This is a genomic window from Citrobacter sp. RHB36-C18, assembly GCF_013814485.1.
GTDB classification, from domain to species: Bacteria; Pseudomonadota; Gammaproteobacteria; order Enterobacterales; family Enterobacteriaceae; genus Citrobacter; species Citrobacter braakii.
The window spans coordinates 2,558,655-2,582,966 of record NZ_CP057125.1; the positions used below are offsets into that span (position 1 = coordinate 2,558,655).

The 24,312-nt window shown below is 52.8% G+C and carries 25 protein-coding genes; 11 read left to right on the forward strand and 14 right to left on the reverse strand.

Annotated elements, in window-relative coordinates:
• The first annotated feature begins 132 nt into the window (after positions 1-132).
• From HVZ52_RS12190 to HVZ52_RS12210, 5 genes are all read left to right on the forward strand, one after another.
• Entirely contained in the window at positions 133-273 is a 141-nt protein-coding gene (locus tag HVZ52_RS12190) for a hypothetical protein (protein WP_016152930.1), read from the forward strand.
• Between the two features lie 204 nt (positions 274-477).
• Complete coding sequence (locus tag HVZ52_RS12195; RefSeq protein ID WP_181598288.1) at positions 478-1,311, forward strand: ABC transporter substrate-binding protein; 834 nt, start codon at positions 478-480, stop codon at positions 1,309-1,311.
• 1 nt (position 1,312) lies between these two features.
• Entirely contained in the window at positions 1,313-2,131 is an 819-nt protein-coding gene (locus tag HVZ52_RS12200; RefSeq protein WP_016156382.1) for an amino acid ABC transporter ATP-binding protein, read from the forward strand.
• The gene (locus tag HVZ52_RS12205; protein ID WP_181598289.1) at positions 2,131-2,916 is read left to right on the forward strand and encodes an amino acid ABC transporter permease; all 786 of its coding nucleotides are present in this window, start codon (positions 2,131-2,133) and stop codon (positions 2,914-2,916) included. Before HVZ52_RS12200 ends, HVZ52_RS12205 begins: the two co-directional genes overlap by 1 nt.
• Entirely contained in the window at positions 2,906-3,583 is a 678-nt protein-coding gene (locus HVZ52_RS12210; protein WP_137367649.1) for an ABC transporter permease subunit, read from the forward strand. The genes HVZ52_RS12205 and HVZ52_RS12210 overlap by 11 nt, the downstream gene beginning before the upstream one ends.
• 9 nt (positions 3,584-3,592) lie before the next feature.
• On the opposite strand, the gene ydhT is transcribed toward HVZ52_RS12210, so the two are convergent.
• The 9 genes from ydhT to ttrS form a co-directional block, all read right to left on the reverse strand.
• Complete coding sequence (gene ydhT / locus HVZ52_RS12215) at positions 3,593-4,405, reverse strand: protein YdhT (RefSeq protein ID WP_181598290.1); 813 nt, start codon at positions 4,403-4,405, stop codon at positions 3,593-3,595.
• A gap of 3 nt (positions 4,406-4,408) precedes the next feature.
• Positions 4,409-5,194 (reverse strand): thiosulfate reductase cytochrome B subunit, encoded by a 786-nt coding sequence (gene phsC / locus HVZ52_RS12220; RefSeq protein ID WP_049040486.1) that lies wholly within the window; start codon positions 5,192-5,194, stop codon positions 4,409-4,411.
• Complete coding sequence (locus HVZ52_RS12225) at positions 5,191-5,859, reverse strand: 4Fe-4S dicluster domain-containing protein (protein WP_016152923.1); 669 nt, start codon at positions 5,857-5,859, stop codon at positions 5,191-5,193. Before HVZ52_RS12225 ends, phsC begins: the two co-directional genes overlap by 4 nt.
• Before the next feature lie 64 nt (positions 5,860-5,923).
• Positions 5,924-6,589 (reverse strand): YdhW family putative oxidoreductase system protein, encoded by a 666-nt coding sequence (locus tag HVZ52_RS12230; RefSeq protein WP_181598291.1) that lies wholly within the window; start codon positions 6,587-6,589, stop codon positions 5,924-5,926.
• A gap of 10 nt (positions 6,590-6,599) precedes the next feature.
• Positions 6,600-8,702 carry an aldehyde ferredoxin oxidoreductase gene (locus tag HVZ52_RS12235; RefSeq protein ID WP_181599293.1) on the reverse strand — a complete coding sequence of 701 codons (2,103 nt, stop codon included), beginning with the start codon at positions 8,700-8,702 and terminating at the stop codon, positions 6,600-6,602.
• Positions 8,703-8,821: 119 nt separating this feature from the next.
• Positions 8,822-9,448 carry a ferredoxin-like protein gene (locus tag HVZ52_RS12240; RefSeq protein WP_016152920.1) on the reverse strand — a complete coding sequence of 209 codons (627 nt, stop codon included), beginning with the start codon at positions 9,446-9,448 and terminating at the stop codon, positions 8,822-8,824.
• Positions 9,449-9,930: 482 nt separating this feature from the next.
• Positions 9,931-10,140, reverse strand: a complete 210-nt coding sequence (gene fumD, locus HVZ52_RS12245; protein ID WP_003029345.1) for a fumarate hydratase FumD — start codon at positions 10,138-10,140, stop codon at positions 9,931-9,933.
• Between the two features lie 92 nt (positions 10,141-10,232).
• A complete protein-coding gene (ttrR, locus tag HVZ52_RS12250; RefSeq protein WP_049268696.1) occupies positions 10,233-10,817 on the reverse strand; it encodes a tetrathionate respiration response regulator TtrR in 585 nt (194 codons plus the stop codon).
• Positions 10,792-12,525 (reverse strand): tetrathionate respiration histidine kinase TtrS, encoded by a 1,734-nt coding sequence (ttrS, locus tag HVZ52_RS12255; RefSeq protein WP_230675865.1) that lies wholly within the window; start codon positions 12,523-12,525, stop codon positions 10,792-10,794. The genes ttrR and ttrS overlap by 26 nt, the downstream gene beginning before the upstream one ends.
• 227 nt (positions 12,526-12,752) lie before the next feature.
• Here ttrS and ttrB point away from each other — a divergent pair, with 227 nt between their 5' ends.
• The 3 genes from ttrB to ttrA are packed head-to-tail and all read left to right on the forward strand — an operon-like array spanning position 12,753 to position 17,574.
• The gene (ttrB, locus tag HVZ52_RS12260) at positions 12,753-13,487 is read left to right on the forward strand and encodes a tetrathionate reductase subunit TtrB (RefSeq protein ID WP_019076686.1); all 735 of its coding nucleotides are present in this window, start codon (positions 12,753-12,755) and stop codon (positions 13,485-13,487) included.
• On the forward strand, positions 13,488-14,510 hold the full coding sequence (gene ttrC, locus HVZ52_RS12265; RefSeq protein WP_181598292.1) for a tetrathionate reductase subunit TtrC: 1,023 nt from the start codon (positions 13,488-13,490) through the stop codon (positions 14,508-14,510).
• The gene (gene ttrA, locus HVZ52_RS12270) at positions 14,503-17,574 is read left to right on the forward strand and encodes a tetrathionate reductase subunit TtrA (protein WP_181598293.1); all 3,072 of its coding nucleotides are present in this window, start codon (positions 14,503-14,505) and stop codon (positions 17,572-17,574) included. Before ttrC ends, ttrA begins: the two co-directional genes overlap by 8 nt.
• Before the next feature lie 74 nt (positions 17,575-17,648).
• Here the strand turns inward: ttrA and HVZ52_RS12275 are convergent, their stop codons facing one another.
• From HVZ52_RS12275 to HVZ52_RS12285, 3 genes are read right to left on the reverse strand one after another with little or no spacing between them, the layout of a single operon-like run.
• Positions 17,649-18,461: a MetQ/NlpA family ABC transporter substrate-binding protein gene (locus HVZ52_RS12275; protein ID WP_003029358.1), complete on the reverse strand. Its 813-nt coding sequence runs from the start codon at positions 18,459-18,461 to the stop codon at positions 17,649-17,651.
• A 21-nt stretch (positions 18,462-18,482) separates the two neighbouring features.
• Positions 18,483-19,151 carry a methionine ABC transporter permease gene (locus HVZ52_RS12280; protein ID WP_016152914.1) on the reverse strand — a complete coding sequence of 223 codons (669 nt, stop codon included), beginning with the start codon at positions 19,149-19,151 and terminating at the stop codon, positions 18,483-18,485.
• Positions 19,144-20,166, reverse strand: coding sequence for an ATP-binding cassette domain-containing protein (locus HVZ52_RS12285; protein ID WP_016156371.1), 1,023 nt, complete (start codon positions 20,164-20,166; stop codon positions 19,144-19,146). The genes HVZ52_RS12280 and HVZ52_RS12285 overlap by 8 nt, the downstream gene beginning before the upstream one ends.
• 374 nt (positions 20,167-20,540) lie before the next feature.
• Here HVZ52_RS12285 and HVZ52_RS23030 point away from each other — a divergent pair, with 374 nt between their 5' ends.
• The 3 genes from HVZ52_RS23030 to lpp all read left to right on the forward strand — a co-directional run bounded on the left by HVZ52_RS23030 (position 20,541) and on the right by lpp (position 22,701).
• Entirely contained in the window at positions 20,541-20,735 is a 195-nt protein-coding gene (locus HVZ52_RS23030; RefSeq protein ID WP_242637968.1) for a hypothetical protein, read from the forward strand.
• Positions 20,736-20,742: 7 nt separating this feature from the next.
• Positions 20,743-22,155 (forward strand): pyruvate kinase PykF, encoded by a 1,413-nt coding sequence (gene pykF, locus HVZ52_RS12290; protein WP_016152912.1) that lies wholly within the window; start codon positions 20,743-20,745, stop codon positions 22,153-22,155.
• A 309-nt stretch (positions 22,156-22,464) separates the two neighbouring features.
• On the forward strand, positions 22,465-22,701 hold the full coding sequence (lpp, locus tag HVZ52_RS12295) for a murein lipoprotein Lpp (RefSeq protein WP_003029373.1): 237 nt from the start codon (positions 22,465-22,467) through the stop codon (positions 22,699-22,701).
• A gap of 68 nt (positions 22,702-22,769) precedes the next feature.
• Here lpp and HVZ52_RS12300 read toward each other — a convergent pair whose 3' ends face one another.
• Together HVZ52_RS12300 and sufE are read right to left on the reverse strand one after the other, a co-directional pair.
• Positions 22,770-23,774: a L,D-transpeptidase family protein gene (locus HVZ52_RS12300; RefSeq protein ID WP_016152911.1), complete on the reverse strand. Its 1,005-nt coding sequence runs from the start codon at positions 23,772-23,774 to the stop codon at positions 22,770-22,772.
• 116 nt (positions 23,775-23,890) lie between these two features.
• On the reverse strand, positions 23,891-24,307 hold the full coding sequence (gene sufE / locus HVZ52_RS12305) for a cysteine desulfuration protein SufE (protein WP_016152910.1): 417 nt from the start codon (positions 24,305-24,307) through the stop codon (positions 23,891-23,893).
• Between the last annotated feature and the right edge of the window lie 5 nt (positions 24,308-24,312).

Consider the following 24,312-nt stretch of genomic DNA (forward strand, 5'->3'; position numbering starts at 1 on the left):
TGTTGGCCAATTGGCGGATAAACAGGCCCCCCGAATTGAGTTCGACGCTAAGTAGCAAGAATCGCTGCTGTTAAGCAACATTTTTGCAATATAATAATGTGATGTTAAACGCTGAACCTGAGTAGGTGAATGATGGAAATTGATCTCGATAATCTGGTCTTTGATGGACTGGAAGAAGCGCAAGAGCGTAATGCTGAACGTCTGGAAGATGCAGACAAGAAAGCGCAGGACATTATTGCTGATAATGACTGCGGCGACGCCTGTAAAATCTGATTTCCAAACCGGCGCAATGCCGGTTTTTTTACCGCCAGACTATGCCCCTCCTCTTATCTACATTTCCCATTGCGTTTACCCATTGTTAACACCGCTTTTACTAATAACATTTTGTAAATAGATAAGAATTTTTTCTTATTTTGTCCTGAACGTAAGTTATGGGAGCGTAAAAAGCACAAACCAAAAATGACAGGGATTTACATCATGATGGCAACGAAAACTTACCGCGCTAAAAAAACACTGTTGGCACTCGGCGTGCTGCTGGCCACCGGCATTGCCGCCTCGCAGGCTCAGGCTGACCAACTGGCCGATATCAAAGCCGCAGGTGTAGTAAAAGTTGCGACATTCGACGCGAATCCGCCGTTTGGCTCCATCGATGCAAAAACGCATAAGATTGTCGGCTATGACGTTGATTTTGCTGAAGCGCTGGCGAAATCCCTCGGCGTAAAACTGGAACTGGTAGCGACTAATCCGGCAAACCGCATTCCGTTATTACAATCCGGTAAAGCCGATTTAATCGTGGCGGATATCACGATTACGCCTGAGCGGGCGCAGGTCATTGACTTCTCCGTCCCCTATTTTGTTACCGGGCAGCAGTTCCTGGTACCGGCCAAATCCCCGGACCAGCTCGAGGCATACAGCAAAGCGCGAATCGGTGCGGTGAAAGGCACTACCGGTGAGCAGGCGTTACATCAGCGCTTCCCGCAGTCGCGTGTGCTGGCCTACGACGATATTCCACTGGCGTTGACCGCGCTACGCAATGGCAATGTTCAGGCCATCACCCAGGACAGTACGATTCTGGCTGGTCTATTAAGCGGTGCGCCGGATAAAGCAGATTTCAAAATTCTGCCTGATCTGTTGAGCAAAGAAGAGATCGGCGTGGGAGTGAAAAAAGGTGAGCCAGCGCTGTTAAAAGCCGTCAATGATGAGCTTTTGAGGCTGGAATCTACCGGGCAGGCGGCAAAAATTTATGATGTCTGGTTTGGCCCTGAAACCAAAAACCCGCAACCCCGCGCCTTTAAAATAGAAGCGAAGTAATATGCTCTCAGCCCTGTTTCATCGTTGTGCAGTTTCCGCGGCGGATTTTAACCATTTGCGCCAGGCAAGCGTCGAACTGCGCAATGTCATCAAACAGTTTGACACTCACACCGTACTTAACGGCGTCAGCCTGTCAGTTGAACCCGGTGAAGTGGTGACTATTCTGGGCCCTTCTGGCTCGGGAAAATCCACGCTTATACGCCTTATCAATCAGCTTGAGTCGCTCAGCGGTGGCGAGATTTTCATTGATGACAAACCAATTAGTCAGTTGCGCGGGGCAGCATTACGCCAGTTACGCAGCCGTATCGGTTTCGTTTTTCAGCAATTCAATCTCTATTCGCATCTGACAGCGCATCAGAACATCTCGCTGGCACTGGAATATGTTCACGGCTGGAACAAGGCGGCAGCCGCGCGTCGGGCACTCGAATTGCTGGATCAGGTGGGACTGGCAGAAAAAGCGAGCGCTTATGCCGCACAGTTGTCCGGTGGGCAGCAACAGCGCGTGGCCATCGCCCGCGCGCTGGCCTCATCGCCACAAATCCTTCTGTTTGATGAACCCACCTCCGCGCTGGATCCAGAAATGATCGGCGAAGTATTACAGGTGATGAAAAACCTGGCCCACAGCGGTATCACCATGATCGTCGTGACCCATGAAATGCATTTTGCCCGTGAGATTGCCGATCGCGTGGTATTCATCGATGGCGGAGAAATTCTTGAAGTGGCCGCGCCGGAGGATTTTTTCACCCGACCACAGCACCCGAGAACCCAGCGTTTCCTGAAAAAAGTGCTCGACCCGTTACACCAGGAGTCATCGCTATAATGCTTGCAATGGACTGGCAGGGAGTGCTGAGCGGGCAACCTCTGCAATGGATAATTTCCGGTTTTCTCACCACGCTCTGGGTGACACTGGCAGGTGTCGTACTCGCCACGCTCATTGCCATCTTCCTACTCGGCCTGCGTCTGACGGGCAATCGCTTCAACAAAGCGGTGGTCAGTGTATGGGTTTCGGTGTTTCGCAACACGCCTTTACTGGTGCAACTGATGTTCTGGTATTTTGCCGCATGGAACTGGCTGCCCCGCAACGTCATTACCTTCATCAATGCAGAGCATCCCTGGTCTATTCTGCCAGGCGATGTCTGGTGGTTAACACCAGAGTTTATCTGTTCAGCATGGGGGCTGGGCGTATTTACCTCGGCATTTTTGGTCGAGGAGATCGCCTCTGGTTTACAGGCGGTTTCTGCCGGACAACGTGAGGCTGCCGTGGCGCAGGGTTTTTCATCCTGGGCGACGTTTCGTCACATTCTGCTCCCTCAGGGACTGGCGAACGCCTGGCAACCCATTGTTGGGCAATACCTTAACCTGATGAAACTTTCCTCGCTTGCCAGCGGTATTGGATTTGCTGATCTCACCTACCAGGTGCGGCAAATTGAGAGCTACAACGCGCACGCGCTGGAAGCCTTTGCTGTTGGCACTGCGCTCTATCTGTTCACCGGCATCGTTCTGGGTATGCTGCTTACGCGTCTTGGCCCACGGCCTGCATCGGGTAAATCGTCCAAGGTTAAAACGCGTATCTTCAGCGTCAGGAGCATACTGCATGATCGCTAACATTTCGGTCATTACCGACAATCTTGATTATCTCCTGTGGGGACGGCTGGCGGAGGGACAACCCGGCGGCGTTCTGCTCACGTTGTTAATGGCTCTCGGCGCGGCGCTGCTGGCCTTGCCTGGTGGGATAGTTCTTGCCTGCTGCGCCTGGCGTTTTCCAGGCACGGTTCGCAACGGGTTGTTTATCTGGGCGGAGTTTATTCGCGGCATTCCGCTAATCTTTGTGATTTTCTGGATGTGGTATTTGCTACCCATGCTGACCGGAAGCGATCTCCCCGGAGCCGTTACCGTGACGCTGGCGCTGGCATGGTTCACCGCTGCCTCGGTCATGCACTCAGTGTATGCAGGAATTAGCGCGCTGCCTGGCGGGCAATATGATGCTGCCGTGGTTCAGGGTTTTCGCCCGTATCAGGCCCTGTGGCTTATCTTATTGCCGCAGGTGCTGCGTAACGTACTGCCATCGCTGACGGGGATTTTTATTGGATTACTGAAGGACACGTCGTTGGCGTTTATCGTTAACGTGCCGGAACTCACAACGGTTGCGGGTCAGGTTAACAGCCGGGTACAAATCTATCCGGCAGCCATTTTTATCTTTACCGGACTGGTCTATTACCTGCTGTGCCTGAGCCTGGAGAAAATCACCCAACGCCGCTTCGCGTTAAAATGAGATCACGGCTCAACATTCCACAAACTGGTGGTCTTCGTTGAGCCGATATTTCACGCCCGCCCGGATGTTATTTTCCCCCTCAACGGCAAGCGCAAAACGCATTCTCTCGCCATCGTGATAGGCCAGCGCCGCGCAGCCGCCGGGACCGAGTATTATCGAATCGACAACACCGGTACTGGCAACAACGGCGTTCTCTCCGCTGGCAATAATGTGGATGTTGTCGGCGCAGTTGGCGATTTTAGACTCTGCGCCAAAACAGGCCAACTGAGTTAAATCACCACCGCAGGCAATCCGGTTTCTGTCGCCGAGCGAACTGATGCGTACGCGCATGCCGGTACTGGCGATACGCGTCCCGTCACCCACGCTACTGATACGTGCCGAATTTCCCGCAACCGCAATTCGCCCGCGATCGCCTGAACTGCCGATATGCGCGTTATAGCCTACGCTACCAATACGTGCGCTGTAACCTGCGCTGGCGATCTGTGCGGCATACCCGGCGCTGGTGATTTTAACGTTATCACTTGCACAACTGAATCGGGCATTATCTTCCGCACTCGCCAGCGGACGGCTGATTTCCCCCGCCGTTTGCACACGGGAAATATTCCCCATCGCGCGAATATCCTGCTGGGCAAAACTCGCCTCTTCCCGCCATTTTGACCAGCCGTATTCCACCAGGCTATTTGCCCAGTCTGTATACCCATCCCGCTGGAGCGCACGATGGACATCAGCATAGCTTCCGCCAGTTGGAAACGCGCGTAGAAACCAGCGATACATTACGGGCCCAACGCGCCAGGCCCGTAAGTCACTTCGCGTAATCATCATCGCTTAATGCCGGTGATAGCCATCCACCATACACTTGAAGGTTTCGCCCGGCGTACGACCTGTCGTGCAGAGATAAAGATGCCCAAAAATGAAAAACAGACTGATTATTGCCAGCGCGAAGTGCGCCTGGAGCAACCAGTAACGCACGCCGGGGAACAGGTCACCGACAACCGTCGGATAGAGCGATAACAACCCTGAGATCAGCAGCAGTGGCAGTAAGCCATACATCACGCCAACATAGGCCGCCTGCTGTAGCGGGTTGAATTTAGAACGCTTTGATGCCGGGAATGGGTGTGACTCGCCCTGCATAATGCCAAACAGGTAAAAACGCGTTTGTCTTTGCGCTCGTCCGATCCAGCCCTGACGTTGAATAATATAGTGATGCCCGTTGCCGCCAATCAGATTGATCAGGACAAAGCCAATCCAGCAGGCGAGCAACAAAAAGCCGCAGACCTCATGCACGGTAAGCAGGCTTTTCATCACCGACGCACTGACGACGGAGAAGTGATTGACCAGGCCACTGACCAGAAGTAGCAGAAATAGCAGCGCATTCGACCAGTGCCACAAACGAACGGCCTTCGAGTATAAATAGACTTTCTCACCGTGCCCTGCCGACGCTTTATGCGCGGCCCGAAAGCGCAGCATGGCGTGTAGCGCCAGCACCAGCCACATCCCCACCAGCATTAACCCGGCGATGACCAACCACACAGGCCAGTAGTCCGGTGAAAACAGGGGAACAAACTGCGCAAGCTGGGCGTGAAACTGTTCGGCATTCTGCGACGCGTTCATACATTTTCCTTTTTAATCAAATGTTGACCGAACCGACGATACAGATGGGGTTTCCCGGCGCCTGCAAGTTGATGCTCGTAATACTTATTTTCTCTCAACCAGGTCTGTATTTCCGGGCTATCTTCGCGACCAAAAATCAGCGCATGTTCCGGGCAGGCATTAACACAGATCGGCGGGAAACCTTTCGCCAGACGTGATTCAGCGCAGAAGTCGCATTTATCCGCCACTTTGGTCTGCGGGTTGAGATAACGCACCTGATAAGGACACGCGCCAATACAGTAACTGCAGCCGATACAGGAAGACGTGTCTACCCGCACAATGCCGTTGTCATCTCGCCATGAGGCGCCAGTCGGACACACCTCAATACAGGGGGCATCATCACAGTGCTGGCAGGACTGACGGAAGTAGTGATACAGCGTTTCGTTGTCGTTGTCCGAAACCGGAATATGAGCTATAGACAAACGGCTACCCTGCGCAGGAACATGGTTGGTTTTCCTGCATGCGCGGGCGCAGATATTACATCCGTTACACAGTGATTCATCGTGAATCATGACGTAATGTACGTCTTTAGAACTCCTGGTACTCGCTAACAGATTTTGACCTGGGCCAGTGAAAAAAATCACCGTCCCCATGCCAATGACAAATTTTCGTCGGGTGAAGGACATCGGGTTATCCTCTAATACTGTGACAGTGGTCGTCCACACGTTCCATGACATCAACCTGAATAATTCAGGGGTTCTGATACTGCTCAACCTCAAGCCATTCGCACAGGCCGTACGCTTTGCCATAACTCATAAAACGTTCGCTGAACAAATAAGGCTCCGCATTTGACGATTCCACAGTCCGTATATCTGCATAATCAGGATGCGTTTCCATAGCCGTGAGCGCAGCGGCAATCTGTTGAGACTCAAAGCGATACGGCGGTTGCGTCAACATGGCGACCTTATAAGGGCGAGGATACGTTCGACAGTCGAAGCGTACCGCCTCGGCAATCGCACGGCAGATGTCGTTTTCCACCACCTGCATACACATGTCGGCGTAATTTGCCGTCATGGTTTGCGTCGAATAGAAATATGCTTCTTCCGCACCCTGCACACAGGTGATATCCGCACCATTCGCGTCCTGGCCCAGCACATCCAGCAGCGCGGAAAGATCGGTTTCAGGAACCGAATAAGGCGGCAGCAAAAAGACACTGCGCGCCACCAGTTGCCCCGATGCTGAATGCTGGCGGATAAAATCTGCCACAATCGACTCCGGGCTGGCTGGTTCCTGAACCTGGGGCGCATTCATCTGTTCTACAGGCGGGTGAAACGCCTGCAGCCACTGTCTCTTTCGGCTATCCACTTCGTCAGGAAACGCCTCAACGGGGGTCAGAACGTCGCTCACGTTAGTCATCTCGCATTCCTTACGCCGGCAACAGATCTTGTGCAGCCAAATCAGCGGCTACATCTTCAAGTCCGAGTCGGTTCAGGGTTTCACGCGTTGGGCAACCCAGCTCTGGATCCCAGCCCATTTCCTGATAGAACATCGTCAGCGACTGACGCATATCCTCCCGGTCCATCTTGTCGGTCCCTTCAGTGAAGACCGGGATCTTCGGATCTTTATCAAACACCCAGGAGCAGATGAGATCGTGCTCATTGCGCATATCTTTGGTTTGCATCAATTTGACCGTATAGGCACGGTGCAGGGTAAAGATGCGTTCAGCGGCCAGGTCCAGACTCTCCTGCGTGGTTTCATCGCCGGTGACCGCCTGGAAGAATTTTGCTTCCAGATCCAAATCGCCGCGATAGTTACGGCTCTTGAGTGGTGAAACCGTCATCGGCCACACCCAGTTGCACAACGTAACCGCGTTATGCAGGCAGACTTTCAGCAGCGTCCATTTGGCATATTTGATCTTGGCGGCATTGATCGGGGTGTAGTTTTTGGTTTCGTCGTATGCATCCTGCGAACCAAACAGCTCGCCCGCCACTTCGCGCTGTAATTTCAGCGGTAAACCGGAACCGATGAAGTTGATATGGGTGTGCGCCATACAGTCACGGTTAAACATACAGTTGGTGATCGCCCCCACCTGTGCAGAGGCCTCGTTTGCATGGTGGACGGGAAAACCAAACGGCGACCACAGTTTATTTTTGGCATAACCCCAGTACTCTTCGCCCAAATTCCAGCGTTCAGCAATGGCATACGATCCGTCCGCAAGATGGCTGAGTTCCCCCACGCGATGCGCCAACCGGTAGTAAAAATCCTTAATAAAATGAGGATCGCCCGCTTCCAACTGATCCCAGCGGATCTCCGCATACTCTTCAGTTGGCAGTACGCGCTTAAAAACGCCTTTCGAATAGCAGTAAGTAAAATCACGGTGCAACTGCCCGTAGTTACACCAGATGCCATAATCGTCAAACAGGTTCAGGCCAATCAGATTTCCCACCACGCGCCCATCGTCTTTATCGTCGAAATCTTTCGGGCCATTGGGGAAAATGGTGGTGTGGACAAAGTTCGCCACGCAGGTGTTACCGCCGGTACTTGGCACGCCAAAATCTTTCACCCGCGGGACATTGAGCTGCGACATACAGCGAATGGGGCATGAATGGCAGCCGCTCATTTTGACCGTGTATTTCTCAGCGGCTGGCCCCAGATCGAACACGGATTTATAGGTACGGAAACCCACGGTATTCTGGTTACCCGGCGGGATTTCCCCGGTTTCGATTGGTCCCCCTTCTGCCGCGCCCCAGAACAGTCCCTTACGGGCCGTCCAGCGCGAGTTTGGCGAAGAGTATTCTGCCCAGGCCTGCGGGGTGCTTGGCACAACGTGGTTGTTGTTGGCACCGATGAGCTCGGTCAGCATGTAATCATTGAGCCGCTTCATCTCTTTACGATCGGCAATATTGACCCCTTTGGTCCCTTCTACCGCAATAGCCTTCAGGTTTTTCGACCCCATTACCGCGCCAGTACCGGCGCCTCCGCTGTGGTTGCGACTGTTGATCATGCAGGAGAGCGGCACCAGATTTTCACCCGCCTGACCAATAGCGGCGACGCAGGTTTCCGGGCTGGTAATGCGGCAAATCTCTTCGGTTGTGGCGCGCGTTCCCTTACCCCACAGGAAATCGGCTTTTTCGATGCTGACCTTTTCGTCTTTAATGTTGATCCAGACAGGCGTCGCGGACTTGCCTTCGATAATAATGGCGTCGTAACCGGCGAATTTCATTTGCGCAGCAAAGAAGCCGCCCATATGAGCATCCACCACTAAATTGCCTTTGGTAAAAGTCGATAAGGAGGTGATATTGACGCGGGAGCTACAAGGGGCACCAGAGCCCGTTAATGGCCCGGTGGCGAAAACCAGTTTATTCCCTTCATCAAAAGGCATGGTGCCTGGCGGGACTTCGTCGTACATAATTTTATAACCAAAGCCCATCCCGCCGACAAATTTTTTAAATTTACTGGAATCTTCAAGGGTGATATTCCCCGTGGTGAGATTGACCCGTAAAATATTACCTGTCCAACCATTAGCCATCATGTTTTCCTTTGCAAGAAGGTTTAATAGATATACCCGCCATCCTTCAGGCAGTTTTTTTTGCAAAACTGCGATATTTTTGGCAATTAATGACGCGTATCAGGTATGCCTGCTATCTATCAAACAGTAATATCTTTCCACTCGATAATTTTTAATGCCCCAGTCGGACAAGCATTGGCGCACTCCCCACATAACACACATTTTGAGGATTTTTTTGTTTCGGTATTCACGGTCGCCATCATCCACGGGCAGGCGGTGGTACAAGCGCTGCAGCCAATACAACGTTTATGATCCACCGCAATACAGCCGTCTTCCTGTTTCCAGGTAATAGCGCCAATGGGGCAGACCTTCATGCATTGCGGATCTTTGCACTGACGGCAGGTATCAGCGGTATAGTTTAAATCGCCATAAAGTCCGCCACCGGACCCGACGCCATCATCGCCAAAGAAGAAGTTGCGATGGATTTTTATACGGGAAAAGAAAGTCCCCACGGCACCATCGTTATAATTGGTACAGGAAATTTCACAGCGGTGGCAGCCAGTACAGCGCGCTCGCTGGGTCACCAGCACCCCTTTCGGCGTATTGATAAGCCCCACGGTACCGCTGTCGATATCTTCCTGCTTACAGCCAAAAAGTGATAACAGTGCAGGGGCGATGGTTAATCCCGCCAAACCTTTTCCTGATATCCGCAGAAATTCAAGCCGCGTTAAACCACAATCTAAAAATGGACGATCAACCTGATTCATTTATTTCGCATCCTCTTCGCAAACGCTGTGTTAGCAACACCTCCAGGCTAAATTAAACCCGTGCAACTCAAGCCATTTCGGGCGGTTAATGTTGCCAACAACACGTAAATTTTTGCCCTAACCTGATCGCGTAAAATGACGGTGGTTAAACTGAATGAATCTAATCCTTTAGGGTTAGGCGTAAAGATAATGTGGTTATTCAGCGCTCATAGTTTTGATCGTCATCAATTAAAAAACGGAAGGGAAATAATAAATGCGGAGTGAGATTTATTATCATTAAGATAAGTTGAAATAATATTTCACATGCTTTGCAAATATTTGTGACTCTACTCGCATATATATTTTAATATATCATTCGGAATATAACTCAATATACAGCGAAGGTTACTCCTCTAATTGCAGCACTAAATTATATATATTGATAAATTAACGTGACGAGAATAAAAGGACGGCGAACGAGACCACCATCCTCTTTTTGTGGATTAACCGGCTAATGCTTTAATGACGGTCTCAATAGCCTGTTTTTCTAACTCGCTGCGCTTCACACGCTGGTTGGCGAGGGTGGTTCTCAGTACTCCCGCAATGACGATATGCTTAGGCTCTTGTCCCAGATCGCGCATTTCCAGCACTACTTTACCGACTACTCTGCACATTTCACGGTACAACTCATCGTCTTTGGTCTGATTTCCCATTTTTTCCCGCTCGTCATTAACTCAAACCAACAGCATATATCAGTCTGACGGATTAGACAAAATTCAATGAAAATCAAATAAATGTCATAAATTTACTGAATCCTCTGCAGTCGATTAACCAGTTCAGCAAGACTCCCCGCCTGCATTTTTTCCATCACCCGCGCCCGATGAACCTCAACCGTGCGCACGGCAATATTCATGGCATCAGCAATTTCCCGATTCATTAACCCTTTTGCTACCAGTTGCGCCAGCTCTCGCTCCTTTGGCGTAAGCTGCTGATAGCAAACCACGATCTCTTGTCGCGAAAAGGCGGCGTGAGAAATCTGCACTGCATGCTCTAACGCCGCTTGCAGAGGCGCGGCGGAAACCGGCTTTTGCAAAAAATCGACCGCACCGCGTTTCATTTGCTCAACCGCCATCGGCACATCGCCATGCCCGGTGAGAAATACCACCGCCAGCGTACTCTCACGCTGGCGCATGGCTTCATGCACAGCATGCCCATCCAGTACAGGCATACGCATATCCAGCAAAAGTACGCCCACCTGATGCAGATTTGCCTCGGAGAGGAATGTTTCGCCTTGCTCCCAGCAACACACCTCATATCCCAGACTTTCCAGTAAAAACGCGCAAGCCTGGGTGACGGCGATATCGTCATCCAGCAGATGAATGATTGCCACGACGGCCTCCCTCCGGATTTTGCTTAAAATGTAATGTCACTACCACGCCCGCTTTTTCATCTGGAGCCTGATGATTTTTGATCTCAATGTCTCCGTTTGCGTAGCGCACCAGCCGCTGGCAAATGGCTAGCCCCAGCCCCATGCCCTCTTTACGGGTGGTCATAAACGGCTGAAAAGCCTGGTACAGCTGCACCTCATCAATACCTCCGGCGTTATCCTGCACCTGAATACTCACATCACCATCCTCACGCTGAGCGCTAAACCACACGGTGGTTGCCCCCGCCTGGGCGGCGTTGAGAACCACATTGGCCAGTACCTGTTCGAGGAGAACACTTGGCAACGTTAATGTTAACGCCTTACCGATCTGCGTTTGCAGCGCTACCGCCGGGAATTGCTGGGGCATGCGTAATAATTGCCAGACGTGATGGATAGCATCATGAACGTTGACGACCTGCCAGTCATCGGTCATCACCGGATTGCCCTGTGCCTGGCTGACCCACTGGCGAAGATTGTGCAGCGTATCAGCCCCCCGCTGCGCCTGGGTATCAATGTGCTCCAGCGCGGGCAGCAGTGGATGCTGTTGATCCTGACTACGCAGGCGGATCAGACAGCCCTGCGCATAATGACGGATGGCCGATAGCGGCTGATTGAGCTCGTGGGCAAAACCCGACGTCATCTCGCCAAGCACGCTCATTTGGCGAGCGGTTTCCAGTTCCTGTTCCTGTTTGCGCAACAATACGTTGTTTCGCTCCAATTGCCTGCCGCGTCGGCGGACCAGCAACATCACCCAGATGTAATTGAGCGTCAGCAACAACAGTACGAGAGCCGCGGCCCCCATCGCCAGCCGATGTTGAATAAACCAGCTTTTGACATCCAGCCACAACTGGCGCTGCTGCGGATGCTGGCGGACATCGCGCAGCAACGCTTCCACCTCGCGGGTCGAGGCGGGCGCCCCCCAGCGAAACGTCGCATTCTGCGGCGCATTGAACAGGGCCCGCGTGACGCGATCGGCCAGCTCGTCGCTTACCGCAGGCAGTGCCGCAAATGACCAGTCAGGATAGAGCGGCGTACTGGTTAAACAGGGAATCGACGTTGGATGGTTAAGCACCGCCGTAAAATCTGTTTTACGAATAAGCCCTTCTTCGTCCATTTTTTCCAACAGGCACACCGGCACAATCACTGCCTGCACGGCTTTTTCGCGTAATAAATAGAGTAAGGCATCGGCGGGAAATCCGGTAAACGTCAGGCGCAAATCGCGCTCCGGGCGCAGCCCGGCATCGCTGAGCGCTTTATATCCCAGCAAATAGCCGCCAAATGCCTGAGCATCAATGGCACCCACCGTTTTGCCGATCAGATCGTGTGCGGAGGTTATCCCGCTATCGCGCCTGACGAGGATCGCGCTGCCAATCACATTACTGGTGGCTTTCCCCCCGCGAGTAGAACGGAGTGACGCCAGCCAGCGTAGCGCAGCGCGGCTGTTTAGTTGAACAAATTGCGCCGGATTAGTGACCACAAATTGTACCGTTCCACGATTCACCGCCTCCTGCATCTGCCGCAGGTCCAGCGGTTGAATATGAAACTGTTCGCCGGGAATTTGCTGATTCAACAGGGTTTCCAGCGGCTGCCAGTGATTACGCGTGGAGACCTCCCCACGCATCGCCAAAACGCCAATGTTCCACGTCTGGGCCCTGACCACACCGCTTAGCATCCATAGCGACACCAGCACCGTCAGACATTTTGCTACGTTGCGTCCCACTCAATTATCCCTGTCAATTATGTTGTTTTAGATCAACAACAAGCCGGGTATGTGGTTAACCACAATAGAGTACCCCCCGTCACGATTTTTACACTGTAAATCATCAAGATTCTTTATTCATCACACGCAAACCAACGGCGTGACCAATGTTTCGTTGTTGCATCGTGACGGGAGAAAATATGGACAGCAGTAAAAGGCAGTTTCTCCAGCAACTGGGCGTCCTGACCGCTGGCGCATCACTGGTACCCTTGGCTCAGGCGCAATTTCCCTTCTCGCCTGAACGCCATGAAGGCTCACTTCAGCATCGCTACGCCATGCTGGTTGACCTGCGACGCTGTATCGGCTGCCAGGCCTGTACTGTCAGTTGCGCCATTGAAAACCAGACGCCGCAGGGTGAATTTCGCACCCTCGTTAACCAGTACCAGGTGCAGATTGAAGGTCAGCAGAGCGTCACCAACGTCCTGCTGCCGCGGCTGTGCAACCATTGTGATAATCCTCCCTGCGTGCCCGTTTGCCCGGTACAGGCTACCTTCCAACGCGAAGATGGCATTGTGGTGGTCGACAACACGCGCTGCGTGGGCTGCGCCTACTGCGTGCAGGCCTGCCCTTATGATGCGCGGTTCATCAACCATGAAACACAAACCGCAGATAAATGTACCTTTTGCGTTCATCGCCTCGAAGCTGGCCTGCTCCCGGCCTGCGTGGAATCCTGCGTCGGCGGCGCGCGCATCATAGGCGATATCAAAGATCCGCACAGCCGGATTTCTCAAATGCTGCGTGAACACCATGACGCCATCAAAGTCCTGAAACCGGAAAACGGGACATCACCGCACGTGTTCTATCTGGGTCTGGACGAAGCGTTTGTAACCCCGTTGATGGGACGTGCTCAACCCGCTCTCTGGCAGGAGGTTTAAATGAACCATTCACTGGTTATTGAAGAGGTTCTGGCCCATCCCCAGGACGTAAGCTGGTTACCCTGGGCCGTACAATATTTCTTTTTCATCGGCATTGCCGCCTGCGCCGCGCTGTTCGCCTGCGTGCTTCACTGGCGTAAACAAGAGATGCCGGAACTGGAAAACCTGACGCTGTTAATCGCCCTGACCTGCGCGATTACCGCGCCGCTGGCGCTGACCGCTGACTTACACCAAACCGCCCGCGTCTGGCATTTCTACGCCTGGCCGACGCCGTGGTCCTGGATGCCCTGGGGCGCGCTGTTTTTACCGCTATTTACCGGCTTCTTAGGTCTGTGGTTTCTGGCGCAGCATGTTAAACGGTTAACGCTTAAAAGTTACAGCGTCACTAAGTGGCTGGCGATAGGTAGCGCCTTGTCAGCCATCGGGTTGCTGGTATACACCGGCCGCGAAGTGTCGGTAGTGCAGGCGCGTCCCGTCTGGTTCAGCTACGCCTTTCCGGTTGCGATGTTCCTCAGCGCGCTGCAAACGTTTCTCGCCCTGCTCATCGCCGCGGCAAAACGCGAGGGAACATTGGCCCGCAAACTGGCGTGGGGGCAGACAGTCACCCTGATGGTACTGGCTTTGGTCGTGGTGATATGGATGAGCGGCAACACGCTTTCCGGTTCGGCTATTCGCCAATGGCTGAACGTTGCCCCATTAGCACGACAATACGCTATCGGTTGGGTTGCGCTATGGCTTGTTTCGCTTGTCCTGTGCGGGCTGGTGCTCCGTAACCCCTTATCGCTGCCGCTGCGCATATTACTTGCATTTAGCGCGATGGCGCTGTGCTGGCTGATGCGCTGGACGTTACTTATCCAGGTGCAGACCGTACCGAAATTTAACGCGCTGTTTAATCCTTACACCCTGCCCGGTGGTACCGATGGCTGGCTGGCCATTGTGGGCACCTTCGGCCTGTGGATAGCACTGATCATTATTGTTCGTGAAGCCCTGAACGCGATCGCAAGGAGAATGCAACATGGCTAATTTAACCCGTCGTCAGTGGCTTAAAGTAGGCCTTGCCGTAGGTGGTATGGTGACTTTTGGCCTGAGTTATCGGGATGTGGCAAAGCGCGCGATAGACGGTTTGCTGGACGGCTCCTCGGGCAAAATTACCCGAGACCGCATCTTTGGTAACGCCCTCATCCCCGAAGCCAATGCCCAGTCGCGCTGGCAGCAGAACTCGCAGCAGGTTATCTCCATGACACAGTGCTTCGGCTGCTGGACGCAGTGTGGCGTGCGGGTGCGCGTTGACAGCGAACAAGGCAAGGTGTTGCGCATTGCGGGCAACCCCTATCACCCATTGTCTCACGAGCACCATATTGACGCCTCCGTCCCCTTTGCCACCGCAATGGAACAACTGGCGGGCGAAACGGGTCTTGACGCGCGTTCCACGGCCTGCGCCCGTGGCGCAACCTTACTTGAAGGTTTATACAGCCCGTTACGCATTCTCCAGCCCATGAAACGTGTCGGCAAACGCGGTGAGGGAAAATGGCAGCGCATCAGCTTCGAACAGCTGATCAAAGAGGTGGTGGAAGGCGGCGACTTGTTTGGTGAAGGCCACGTTGACGGCTTGCGGGCAATCCATGACACCAACACACCGCTTGATGCCAGGCATCCCGGCTTTGGCCCTAAATCCAATCAACTGCTGGTCACCAATACCAGCGATGAAGGACGTGATACATTTTTGCGCCGCTTTGCATTAAATAGTTTTGGCAGTAAAAACTTCGGCGCTCATGGCGCTTACTGTGGTCTGGCATACCGTGCCGGTTCCGGTGCGTTAATGGGCGATCTGGATAAAAATACCCACGTGAAGCCCGACTGGGACAACGTCAAATTCGCGCTATTTATGGGAACGTCTCCGGCGCAATCCGGTAACCCGTTTAAGCGCCAGGCTCGCCAACTGGCCAGCGCCCGTTTACGCGACGACTTCCGTTATGTGGTGGTGGCGCCGGCCCTGCCATTGACCACGGTGCAGGCTGACAATCGCGGCCACTGGCAGCCTGTACGTCCGGGAAGTGACTCCGCGCTGGCGATGGGGATGATCCGTTGGATTATCGAAAAGCAGCGTTATAACGCCGATTATCTCACCATTCCCGGCGTACAGGCCATGCAGCAGGCCGGAGAAAAAAGCTGGACTAACGCCACGCATCTGGTGATTACCGATGAGCTTCCAACCCTTGCCGGACAGCATTTAACCCTCGCGCACTTGAGTGCAAACGCCGCCCAGGAGCCGGTGGTCATTAACGAGGCCGGCGAAATTGTCGCCGCCAGCAGTTGCCCACGCGCGCAGCTGTTCGTCACCCGCCAGGTCACGCTGGCAGACGGTCAGACGGTGATGGTAAAAAGCAGCTTCCAGTGTCTGAAAGAGTCCGCCGGGAAACTAACGCTGACGCAGTACAGCCAGCAATGCGGCGTGTCTGAAGCTGACATTGGCGCCCTGGCCGACGCGTTTACCCGCCATGGCCGCCAGGCAGCGGTGATTACGCACGGTGGAATGATGGCAGGCAATGGATTTTATAACGCCTGGGCGGTGATGATGCTCAATGCGCTGATTGGCAATCTCAGTCTTGAAGGCGGCGTATTTGTCGGCGGCGGCAAGTTCAATGGCGCCACCGACGGTCCGCGCTACAACATGGACAGCTTCGCCGGGAAGGTAAAACCAAAAGGATTAAGCATCGCGCGCAGTAAAACTGCTTATGAGTCTTCCGAAGAGTATCGCAATAAGGTGGCGGCCGGACAATCGCCCTTCCCGGCCAAAGCCCCGTGGTATCCGTTTGTCGCAGGCCAGCTTACCGAACTCCTCGTCTCGGCGCTGGAAGGCTACCCTTATCCGCTGAAAGCCTGGATCTCAAACATGACCAACCCGTTCTACGGCATCGCAGGGTTGCGCGGCGTGGCGGAAGAAAAGCTCAAGGATCCTGCGCGTCTGCCGCTGTTTATCGCTATTGACGCCTTTATGAACGAAACCACGGCGCTGGCTGATTACATCGTGCCGGATACCCACAACTTCGAAAGTTGGGGATTCAGCGCCCCGTGGGCCGGCGTTGCCAGTAAAGCCACCACCGCGCGTTGGCCGGTAGTGACAGCGGCAACCAGCAGAACCGCTGATGGTCAACCCGCCTCGATGGAATCTTTCTGTATCGCAGTGGCAAAACGTATCGGGCTCCCCGGATTTGGTGACAATGCGATTACCGATCCGCAGGGCAATCACTATCCGTTGAATCGTGCGGAAGATTACTACCTGCGACTCGCCGCCAATATTGCGTTTATGGGCAAAGCACCGGTCGCTGAAGCGCAACCGGAAGACATAGCGCTGACTGGGGTACAGCGGATCGTGCCAGTGATGACCCAAACGCTGAAAGCCGATGAAATCAGCCGGGTGGCGTTTATCTACTCCCGCGGTGGGCGTTTTGCGCCGGACAACAGCGGGCGGGTTGAGAATCGGATAGGCAATGCGTGGGAAAAACCGCTACAAATCTGGAATGCGGACGTCGCCGCGCACCGCCATGCAATTACCGGCGAGCGCTACAGCGGCTGCCCGGCCTGGTATCCTTCACGCCTGTCAGATGGGCGTGCGGTCGAGGAGTTGTTCCCGGAACAAGAGTGGCCGCTGAAACTGATTTCTTTTAAATCCAATACCATGTCCAGCGCCACGGCGGTGATCCCACGTTTGCATCATCTGAAGCCGGTTAATCTGGTGGCGCTCAATCCGCAGGATGGTCAACGATATGGTTTAGCGCACGGCGATATGGTGCGTATCACCACGCCTGGCGGTCAGGCGCAGGCGCAGATAAGCCTGCTTAATGGCGTGATGCCGGGCGTGATCGCCATTGAACACGGTTATGGGCATAAAGAAATGGGCGCGGCGCAGCATACGCTCGACGGCAAGCCGATGGCGTTTGACGCACAAATAAGGTCGGGGATTAATCTCAACGATTTGGGCTTTGCGGATCCTACCCGGCAGGTAGCCAATACCTGGCTTGACTGGGTGTCAGGTGCAGCGGTGCGCCAGGGGTTGCCAGCGAGGATTGAGCGAGTGAAACTCTAGCGCCGGATGGCCACGCCAACGCGTTTTATCCGGCCTACAGAACGTCGTAGGCCGGATAAGGCAACGCCAGCGGATCAGTTATTTACCGGGATCACCGCACCTTTATATTTGGTGCGGATCCAGTCCTGGATCTCTTTTGAGTGCAGGACATCAACCAGCGCCACGATATCTTTTTTCTTCTCGTCGCCACGATGCACGGTAATGATGTTGGCATACGGGTTGTTTTCACCACTTTCGACGGCGATAGGATCTTTTACCGGATCCAGCCCGGCGTCGATGGCGTAGTTAGCGTTAATCACCACCGCATCGCCTTCGTCGTTGTTATACATCTGCGGTAACAGCGCGGCTTCCACGTTAGGCAGGAACTTCAGTTTTTTCGGGTTCTCGACGATATCGCTAATGCGCGCGGTGACTTTATCCACGCCCGGCTTCAGCTTGATTACGCCCTCTTTTTCGAAAATCGACAGAATACGGCCTTCCTCAGATACCGCATCGCGCATGATGACCTTGCCGCCTTCCGGCAGATCTTTAAGCGATTTTACTTTTTTCGAATAGATCCCAATTGGCTCGATGTGAATCGCTCCGGCGCTGACGAAATCATAGGTTTTATCGCCCGCATGATCTTTAATCACGCTGTTCAGGTACGGAATATGCTGGAAGTAGTTAGCGTCAATCTCACGGCCAGCCAGCGCGGTGTTGGGCAGAATGTAATCCTGGAACGGTTTAATCTCTAAATCGATCCCTTGCTTCGCCAGAATAGGCTTAGCCTGCTCAAGGATCTCCGCGTGCGGCACGTTAGAGGCGCCAACGGTCAGAGTATCAGCCCAGGAGGCAAAGCTCAGGGCGCTTAAGGTTGCTGCGGCGAGTAACGTCAGTGATTTTTTCATGATAATGGTTTCCGTATTTTATTAGCGTTTATCTAACAGAGAGGTGATCACATCGCCGCAAAGCTGGATGATGAAGACAATGAGCAAAATCGTCACCGTCGCCACCAGCGTGACGTCGCTGTGGTTGCGCTGGAATCCTTCCAGATAGGCCAAATTCCCTAAACCACCGGCGCCAATCACCCCTGCCATCGCGCTGTAGCTGACCAGCGCAATCAGCGTCACGGTGATCCCGGACACCAGAGCAGGAGAGGATTCCGGCAGTAAAACCCGAAAAATAAGCGTGCTTAGCCGTGCGCCCATCGAACGCGTCGCCTCAATAACCCCTTTGTCGACTTCACGCAGGGCAATTTCGACCAGACGCGCATAAAACGGTGCGGCCCCTACGATCAGCGCAGGCAACGCGGCATTAGCGCCGAGAATGGTGCCAACCATCGCTTTGGTAAACGGGATCAGCAGCACGATCAGAATGATGAACGGGATGGAACGAAAGATATTCACCACCAGCGAAATAACGCTATACACCGCGCGATTGTGAAACAGTCCGCCGCGTGCGGTCAGGAACAGAGCCAGACCAAGTGCAACGCCCAGGACAAAGGTCGCTGCGCCAGAAAGGACCGTCATGTAGAGCGTTTCCTGGGTTGCTGCCAGCAGTTGCTCCCACTTCAGATGAGGAAACAGTTCTTCAGCCATGGTTGATTACCTCGCCTTCAATGTCGCTCTGGCGCAGATCGGCCAAAATATTGTTCAATTGTTCCTCAGAGGCCACAACGTGCACCCAAAGCTGACCAAACACACCGTGCGCGGTTTGCGTCATCTTGCCGTGTAAAATGTTAAACGGCAGGCCATAGCGCAGGGTCAATTCGCCAACCACAGGCCGATGCGTACGTTGCCCGGTAAACGTTAGCTTGATCACCACACCGCCCAGCTCGCGGGCCAACTGTGGGTTAAACTCGTCTTCCTCGGTGTACTGACTCACCTGACGAACGAACTGTCGGGTGATCGGCTGCTGCGGATGGGTAAAGACGTTGAGCACGTCGCCTTCCTCAACGACCCTGCCGTTTTCCATTACCGCGACGCGATCGCAGATTTTGCGTACCACGTGCATTTCATGCGTGATCAGCACAATGGTTAATTTGAAGCGGCGATTAATATCGAGCAGCAAATCGAGGATCTGATCGGTAGTTTGCGGATCCAGCGCCGAAGTGGCTTCATCACACAGCAGAACGTCAGGATTGTTCGCCAGCGCACGGGCAATTCCTACCCGCTGTTTTTGCCCACCGCTCAGCTGAGACGGATACGCATTTTCACGACCGCTCAGCCCCACCAGCGAAATCAGTTCAGCAACTCGCGCTTTAATCGATGCTTTTGGCGCTCCAGCAATTTGCATAGAGAACGCAATATTTTCACTAACCGTTCGTGACCACAGCAAATTGAAGTGTTGAAACACCATGCTGATTTTCAGTCGCGCCTGACGTAAAGATTCCCCACGGGCGGCAGAGATATCGTGGCCGTTAATCGTTACGCTGCCTGAAGTCGGTTTTTCCAGACCATTAAGTAAGCGTATTAAGGTGCTTTTCCCCGCCCCGCTGTAACCAATAATTCCGTAAATCTGTCCCTGTTCAACCGTCAGGTTGACGTTATCGACAGCGGTAATGGCAAGCCTGCCTGGCGTAAACACTTTCGAAATATTTTTCAGGACAATCATGTCGTTTAGGTATCCGCTGCTGCTTATTGTTCTGCTGCTAGCGCTTTTGGCTGTTTAGCAGTATGGATGTCCAAACGAGTGTAATCAGTGAGATTGGCTTTTAAAATGAATTAAAACGCATTTGATATAACTTTTAGAAATATGTTGGTTTGGTCGGCGTTATACACAAAAAGTCAGGGATTGGGATGACAATTACACCTTGTTGCGCAACAAATGCTGCTGCGAATAACCTCTTTATCCATACCTGGAAACAAATTAATGAATATTTTCTGTAAAACTGCACAGAAGTGTTTTGAAACGCTGTTTCCATTTTCCTTTTTGATAATTTTCAGCGTATAATGCGCGCCAATTGTCTCTTGAATGGTTTCAGCACATTGACCTGTAAAACTCAACGACTACAAAACTCACCATCCCGTTGGGCTGAAACACAAGCACACATTCCTCTGCACGCTCTTTCGATGTCACCTATCCTTAGAGCGAGGCATCACAACTTTCGTAACTCAGGTTTAGCTTCCCGTCCGTGCGCGGCGGGAGCCAGATTTCCATATCCTTCTCAACTTAAAGACTAAGACTGTCATGAAAAAGACGAAAATTGTTTGCACCATCGGTCCGAAAACCGAATCCGAAGAGATGTTAACCAAAATGCTGGACGCGGGCATGAACGTCATGCGTCTGAACTTCTCCCACGGGGACTATGAAGAACACGGTCAGCGCATCAAGAATTTGCGCAACGTCATGAGCAAAACCGGCAAGAAAGCCGCAATCCTGCTCGACACCAAAGGTCCGGAAATCCGTACCATCAAACTGGAAGGCGGTAACGACGTTTCCCTGAAAGCGGGCCAAACCTTCACCTTCACCACCGACAAATCTGTCGTCGGCAACAACGAAATCGTTGCTGTTACTTATGAAGGCTTCACTAAAGATCTGTCCGTCGGCAATACCGTTCTGGTTGACGATGGTCTGATCGGCATGGAAGTTACCGCTATCGAAGGTAACAAAGTTATCTGTAAAGTGCTGAACAACGGCGACCTGGGCGAAAACAAAGGCGTTAACCTGCCGGGCGTTTCCATCGCGCTGCCAGCACTGGCTGAAAAAGACAAACAGGACCTGATCTTCGGTTGCGAGCAAGGCGTTGACTTCGTTGCAGCATCCTTTATCCGTAAACGTTCTGACGTCGTTGAAATCCGTGAGCACCTGAAAGCGCACGGCGGCGAAAACATCCAGATCATCTCCAAAATTGAAAACCAGGAAGGCCTGAACAACTTCGACGAAATCCTCGAAGCATCTGACGGCATCATGGTTGCTCGTGGCGACATGGGCGTTGAGATCCCGGTTGAAGAAGTTATCTTCGCGCAGAAGATGATCATCGAAAAATGTATCCGTGCACGTAAAGTCGTTATCACTGCGACCCAGATGCTGGACTCCATGATCAAAAACCCGCGTCCGACCCGCGCTGAAGCCGGTGACGTAGCGAACGCCATCCTCGACGGTACTGATGCAGTCATGTTGTCTGGCGAGTCTGCAAAAGGTAAATACCCGCTGGAAGCCGTCACCATCATGGCAACCATCTGTGAGCGTACCGACCGCGTGATGACCAGCCGTCTGGACTTCAACAACGACAGCCGCAAACTGCGCATCACCGAAGCCGTTTGCCGTGGCGCGGTTGAAACTGCAGAAAAACTGGATGCCCCGCTGATCGTTGTAGCAACCCAGGGCGGTAAATCTGCTCGCGCAGTACGTAAATACTTCCCGGATGCCACCATCCTGGCGCTGACCACCAACGAAACTACCGCGCGTCAGCTGGTGCTGAGCAAAGGCGTTGTTGCACAGGTAGTTAAAGAAATCAGCTCTACCGATGATTTCTATCGTCTGGGTAAAGAAGTCGCTCTGGAAAGCGGTCTGGCTCAGAAAGGTGACGTTGTGGTGATGGTTTCCGGTGCACTGGTTCCGAGCGGCACGACCAACACGGCATCCGTTCACGTGCTGTAATAATTCCAACGCGAATTAATTTGCTTAAAAAAGCGCCCTGGTGGCGCTTTTTTTATTTTATCGATAGCTACAATTAATAAAAAATCAAATCGGATTTCACTATCTAATCCGTGATTATCTAAGATGAATCCGATGGAAGCTTTCTGTTTTCACTCGGGTTTTTAGCCGTTTTTGCACAATTCGATGCTTCTTTGAGCGAACGATCAAAAATAAGTGCATTCCCATCAAAAAAATATTCTCAACATAAAAAACTTTGTGTAATACTTGTAACGCTACATGGAGATTAACTCAATCTAGAGGGTATTAATAATGAATCGTACTAAACTGGTACTGGGCGCGGTAATCCTGGGTTCTACTCTGCTGGCAGGTTGCTCCAGCAACGCTAAAATCGATCAGCTGTCTTCTGACGTTCAGACTCTGAACGCTAAAGTTGACCAGCTGAGCAACGACGTGAACGCAATGCGTTCCGACGTTCAGGCTGCTAAAGATGACGCAGCTCGCGCTAACCAGCGTCTGGACAACGCAGCTACTAAATACCGCAAGTAATAGTATCTGTGTAATAAAAATGGCGCACATTGTGCGCCATTTTTTTTGCTCTGAATTACCCTTCCCTGTTATTGCGTAGCGCGCACCTCTGCATCCTCTCCCGGCACGCCATTCTGTGCAGACTTCACTTCCGCGCCATTGCTTACGACCGACGCTTGCCCGGCCGTTACGGTGACCGGATAGCCCGCACGACGATACAAGGCTCTTTCCACCAAACTGTTATCGACGGCTTTATTGTCTTTAAACTGGGTAAAACCGGCTGGCAGCACATACGGCATGGTCTGGACGTTTTGCTCCTCTTCCGGCGACAGCGGTCGATGCACCTCGACATAGCGCATTCCGTTCGGCTCTATCGAATATTTTATCGGCTCATTAATCACCCGAACCGGCGTTCCTGTCCGGACCTGAGCAAACAGTGCTTTGATGTCCGGCGCGTTCATGCGAATACACCCAGAACTTACGCGCAGTCCCACGCTGTCAGGCGCACTGGTGCCATGGATCAGATATTCACCGTTTCCATGCGCCAGACGCAGTGCAAAGCGTCCTAACGGGTTATTTGGCCCGGCAGGTACTACCGGCGGTAATGTTATGCCGCGCTCCAAAGAGCGTTTACGGATGCCTGCTGTAGGGGTCCAGGTCGGATTCGGGATTTTCTGCCCAACCCGGGTTTCCATTACCGGCGTTTCCAGCCCCTGCAAACCGATACCAATTGGGAAAACCTGAACAATATTCTCTCCCGGCGGGAAGTAATACAGACGCAGTTCCGCCAGATTCACAATAATGCCTTCTCGGGGTGCATCCGGTAGCAGTAATTGCGAGGGAATAGTAATTAGCGTTCCGGGTTTAGGTACGGGGGCAATCGTATTATTGGCTTCAAGGATCAGCATTGCGGCGGTATCAAACTTACGGGCAATCGCCTGTAGGTTTTTATCGCCTTCCTGCACGGTGTAGGTTTGATTTTGCCCAACAAGACGGCTGTTCGCCTGAGGCAAAGGATAATCGACCGCCCATGCGGCCTGAATAGCGCTGTAAGCGCCGATTAGCATTAACGTAATAACAGACGCGCGTTTCATACTCACCCCCCTGGCGTTCCTGCCGGACGGCGTCGAGCGCCCGATCCGGCCTACGAGTCACTGCGTTGCACTACCTCACTCTTTACGTCGGCTGAAAATTGACGTGTTTTATCAGTTTAGCTAAGAGTTGCGGCTTTGGTGCGAATAGCCCGAATCATCGCCTCCAGCCCTTGTGAACGAGACGGTGTGAGATGCTGTGCGAGCGCCATTTTTTCAAACCACGGACGCACATCAAAATTCACAATATCCTGGGCGGTCATGCGGTCATATAAAATGAATACGACAGCGATAAGCCCTTTCACAATTGCCGCATCGCTGTCGCCCTGTAATTCAATAATTCCTTCAGCATTCTGACGCATGACAATCCATACCTGACTTTGACAGCCCTGGATGCTATTTTCCGTATTACGATCGTCGTCGTTTAATTCCGGCAAACGCTGACCCAGTTCAATAATGTACAGGTATTTCTCTTCCCAATTAGCGCAACGCAGAAAATTACGCAACAACTTTTCTTTATCCGGCAGCGCAGCCATAACGC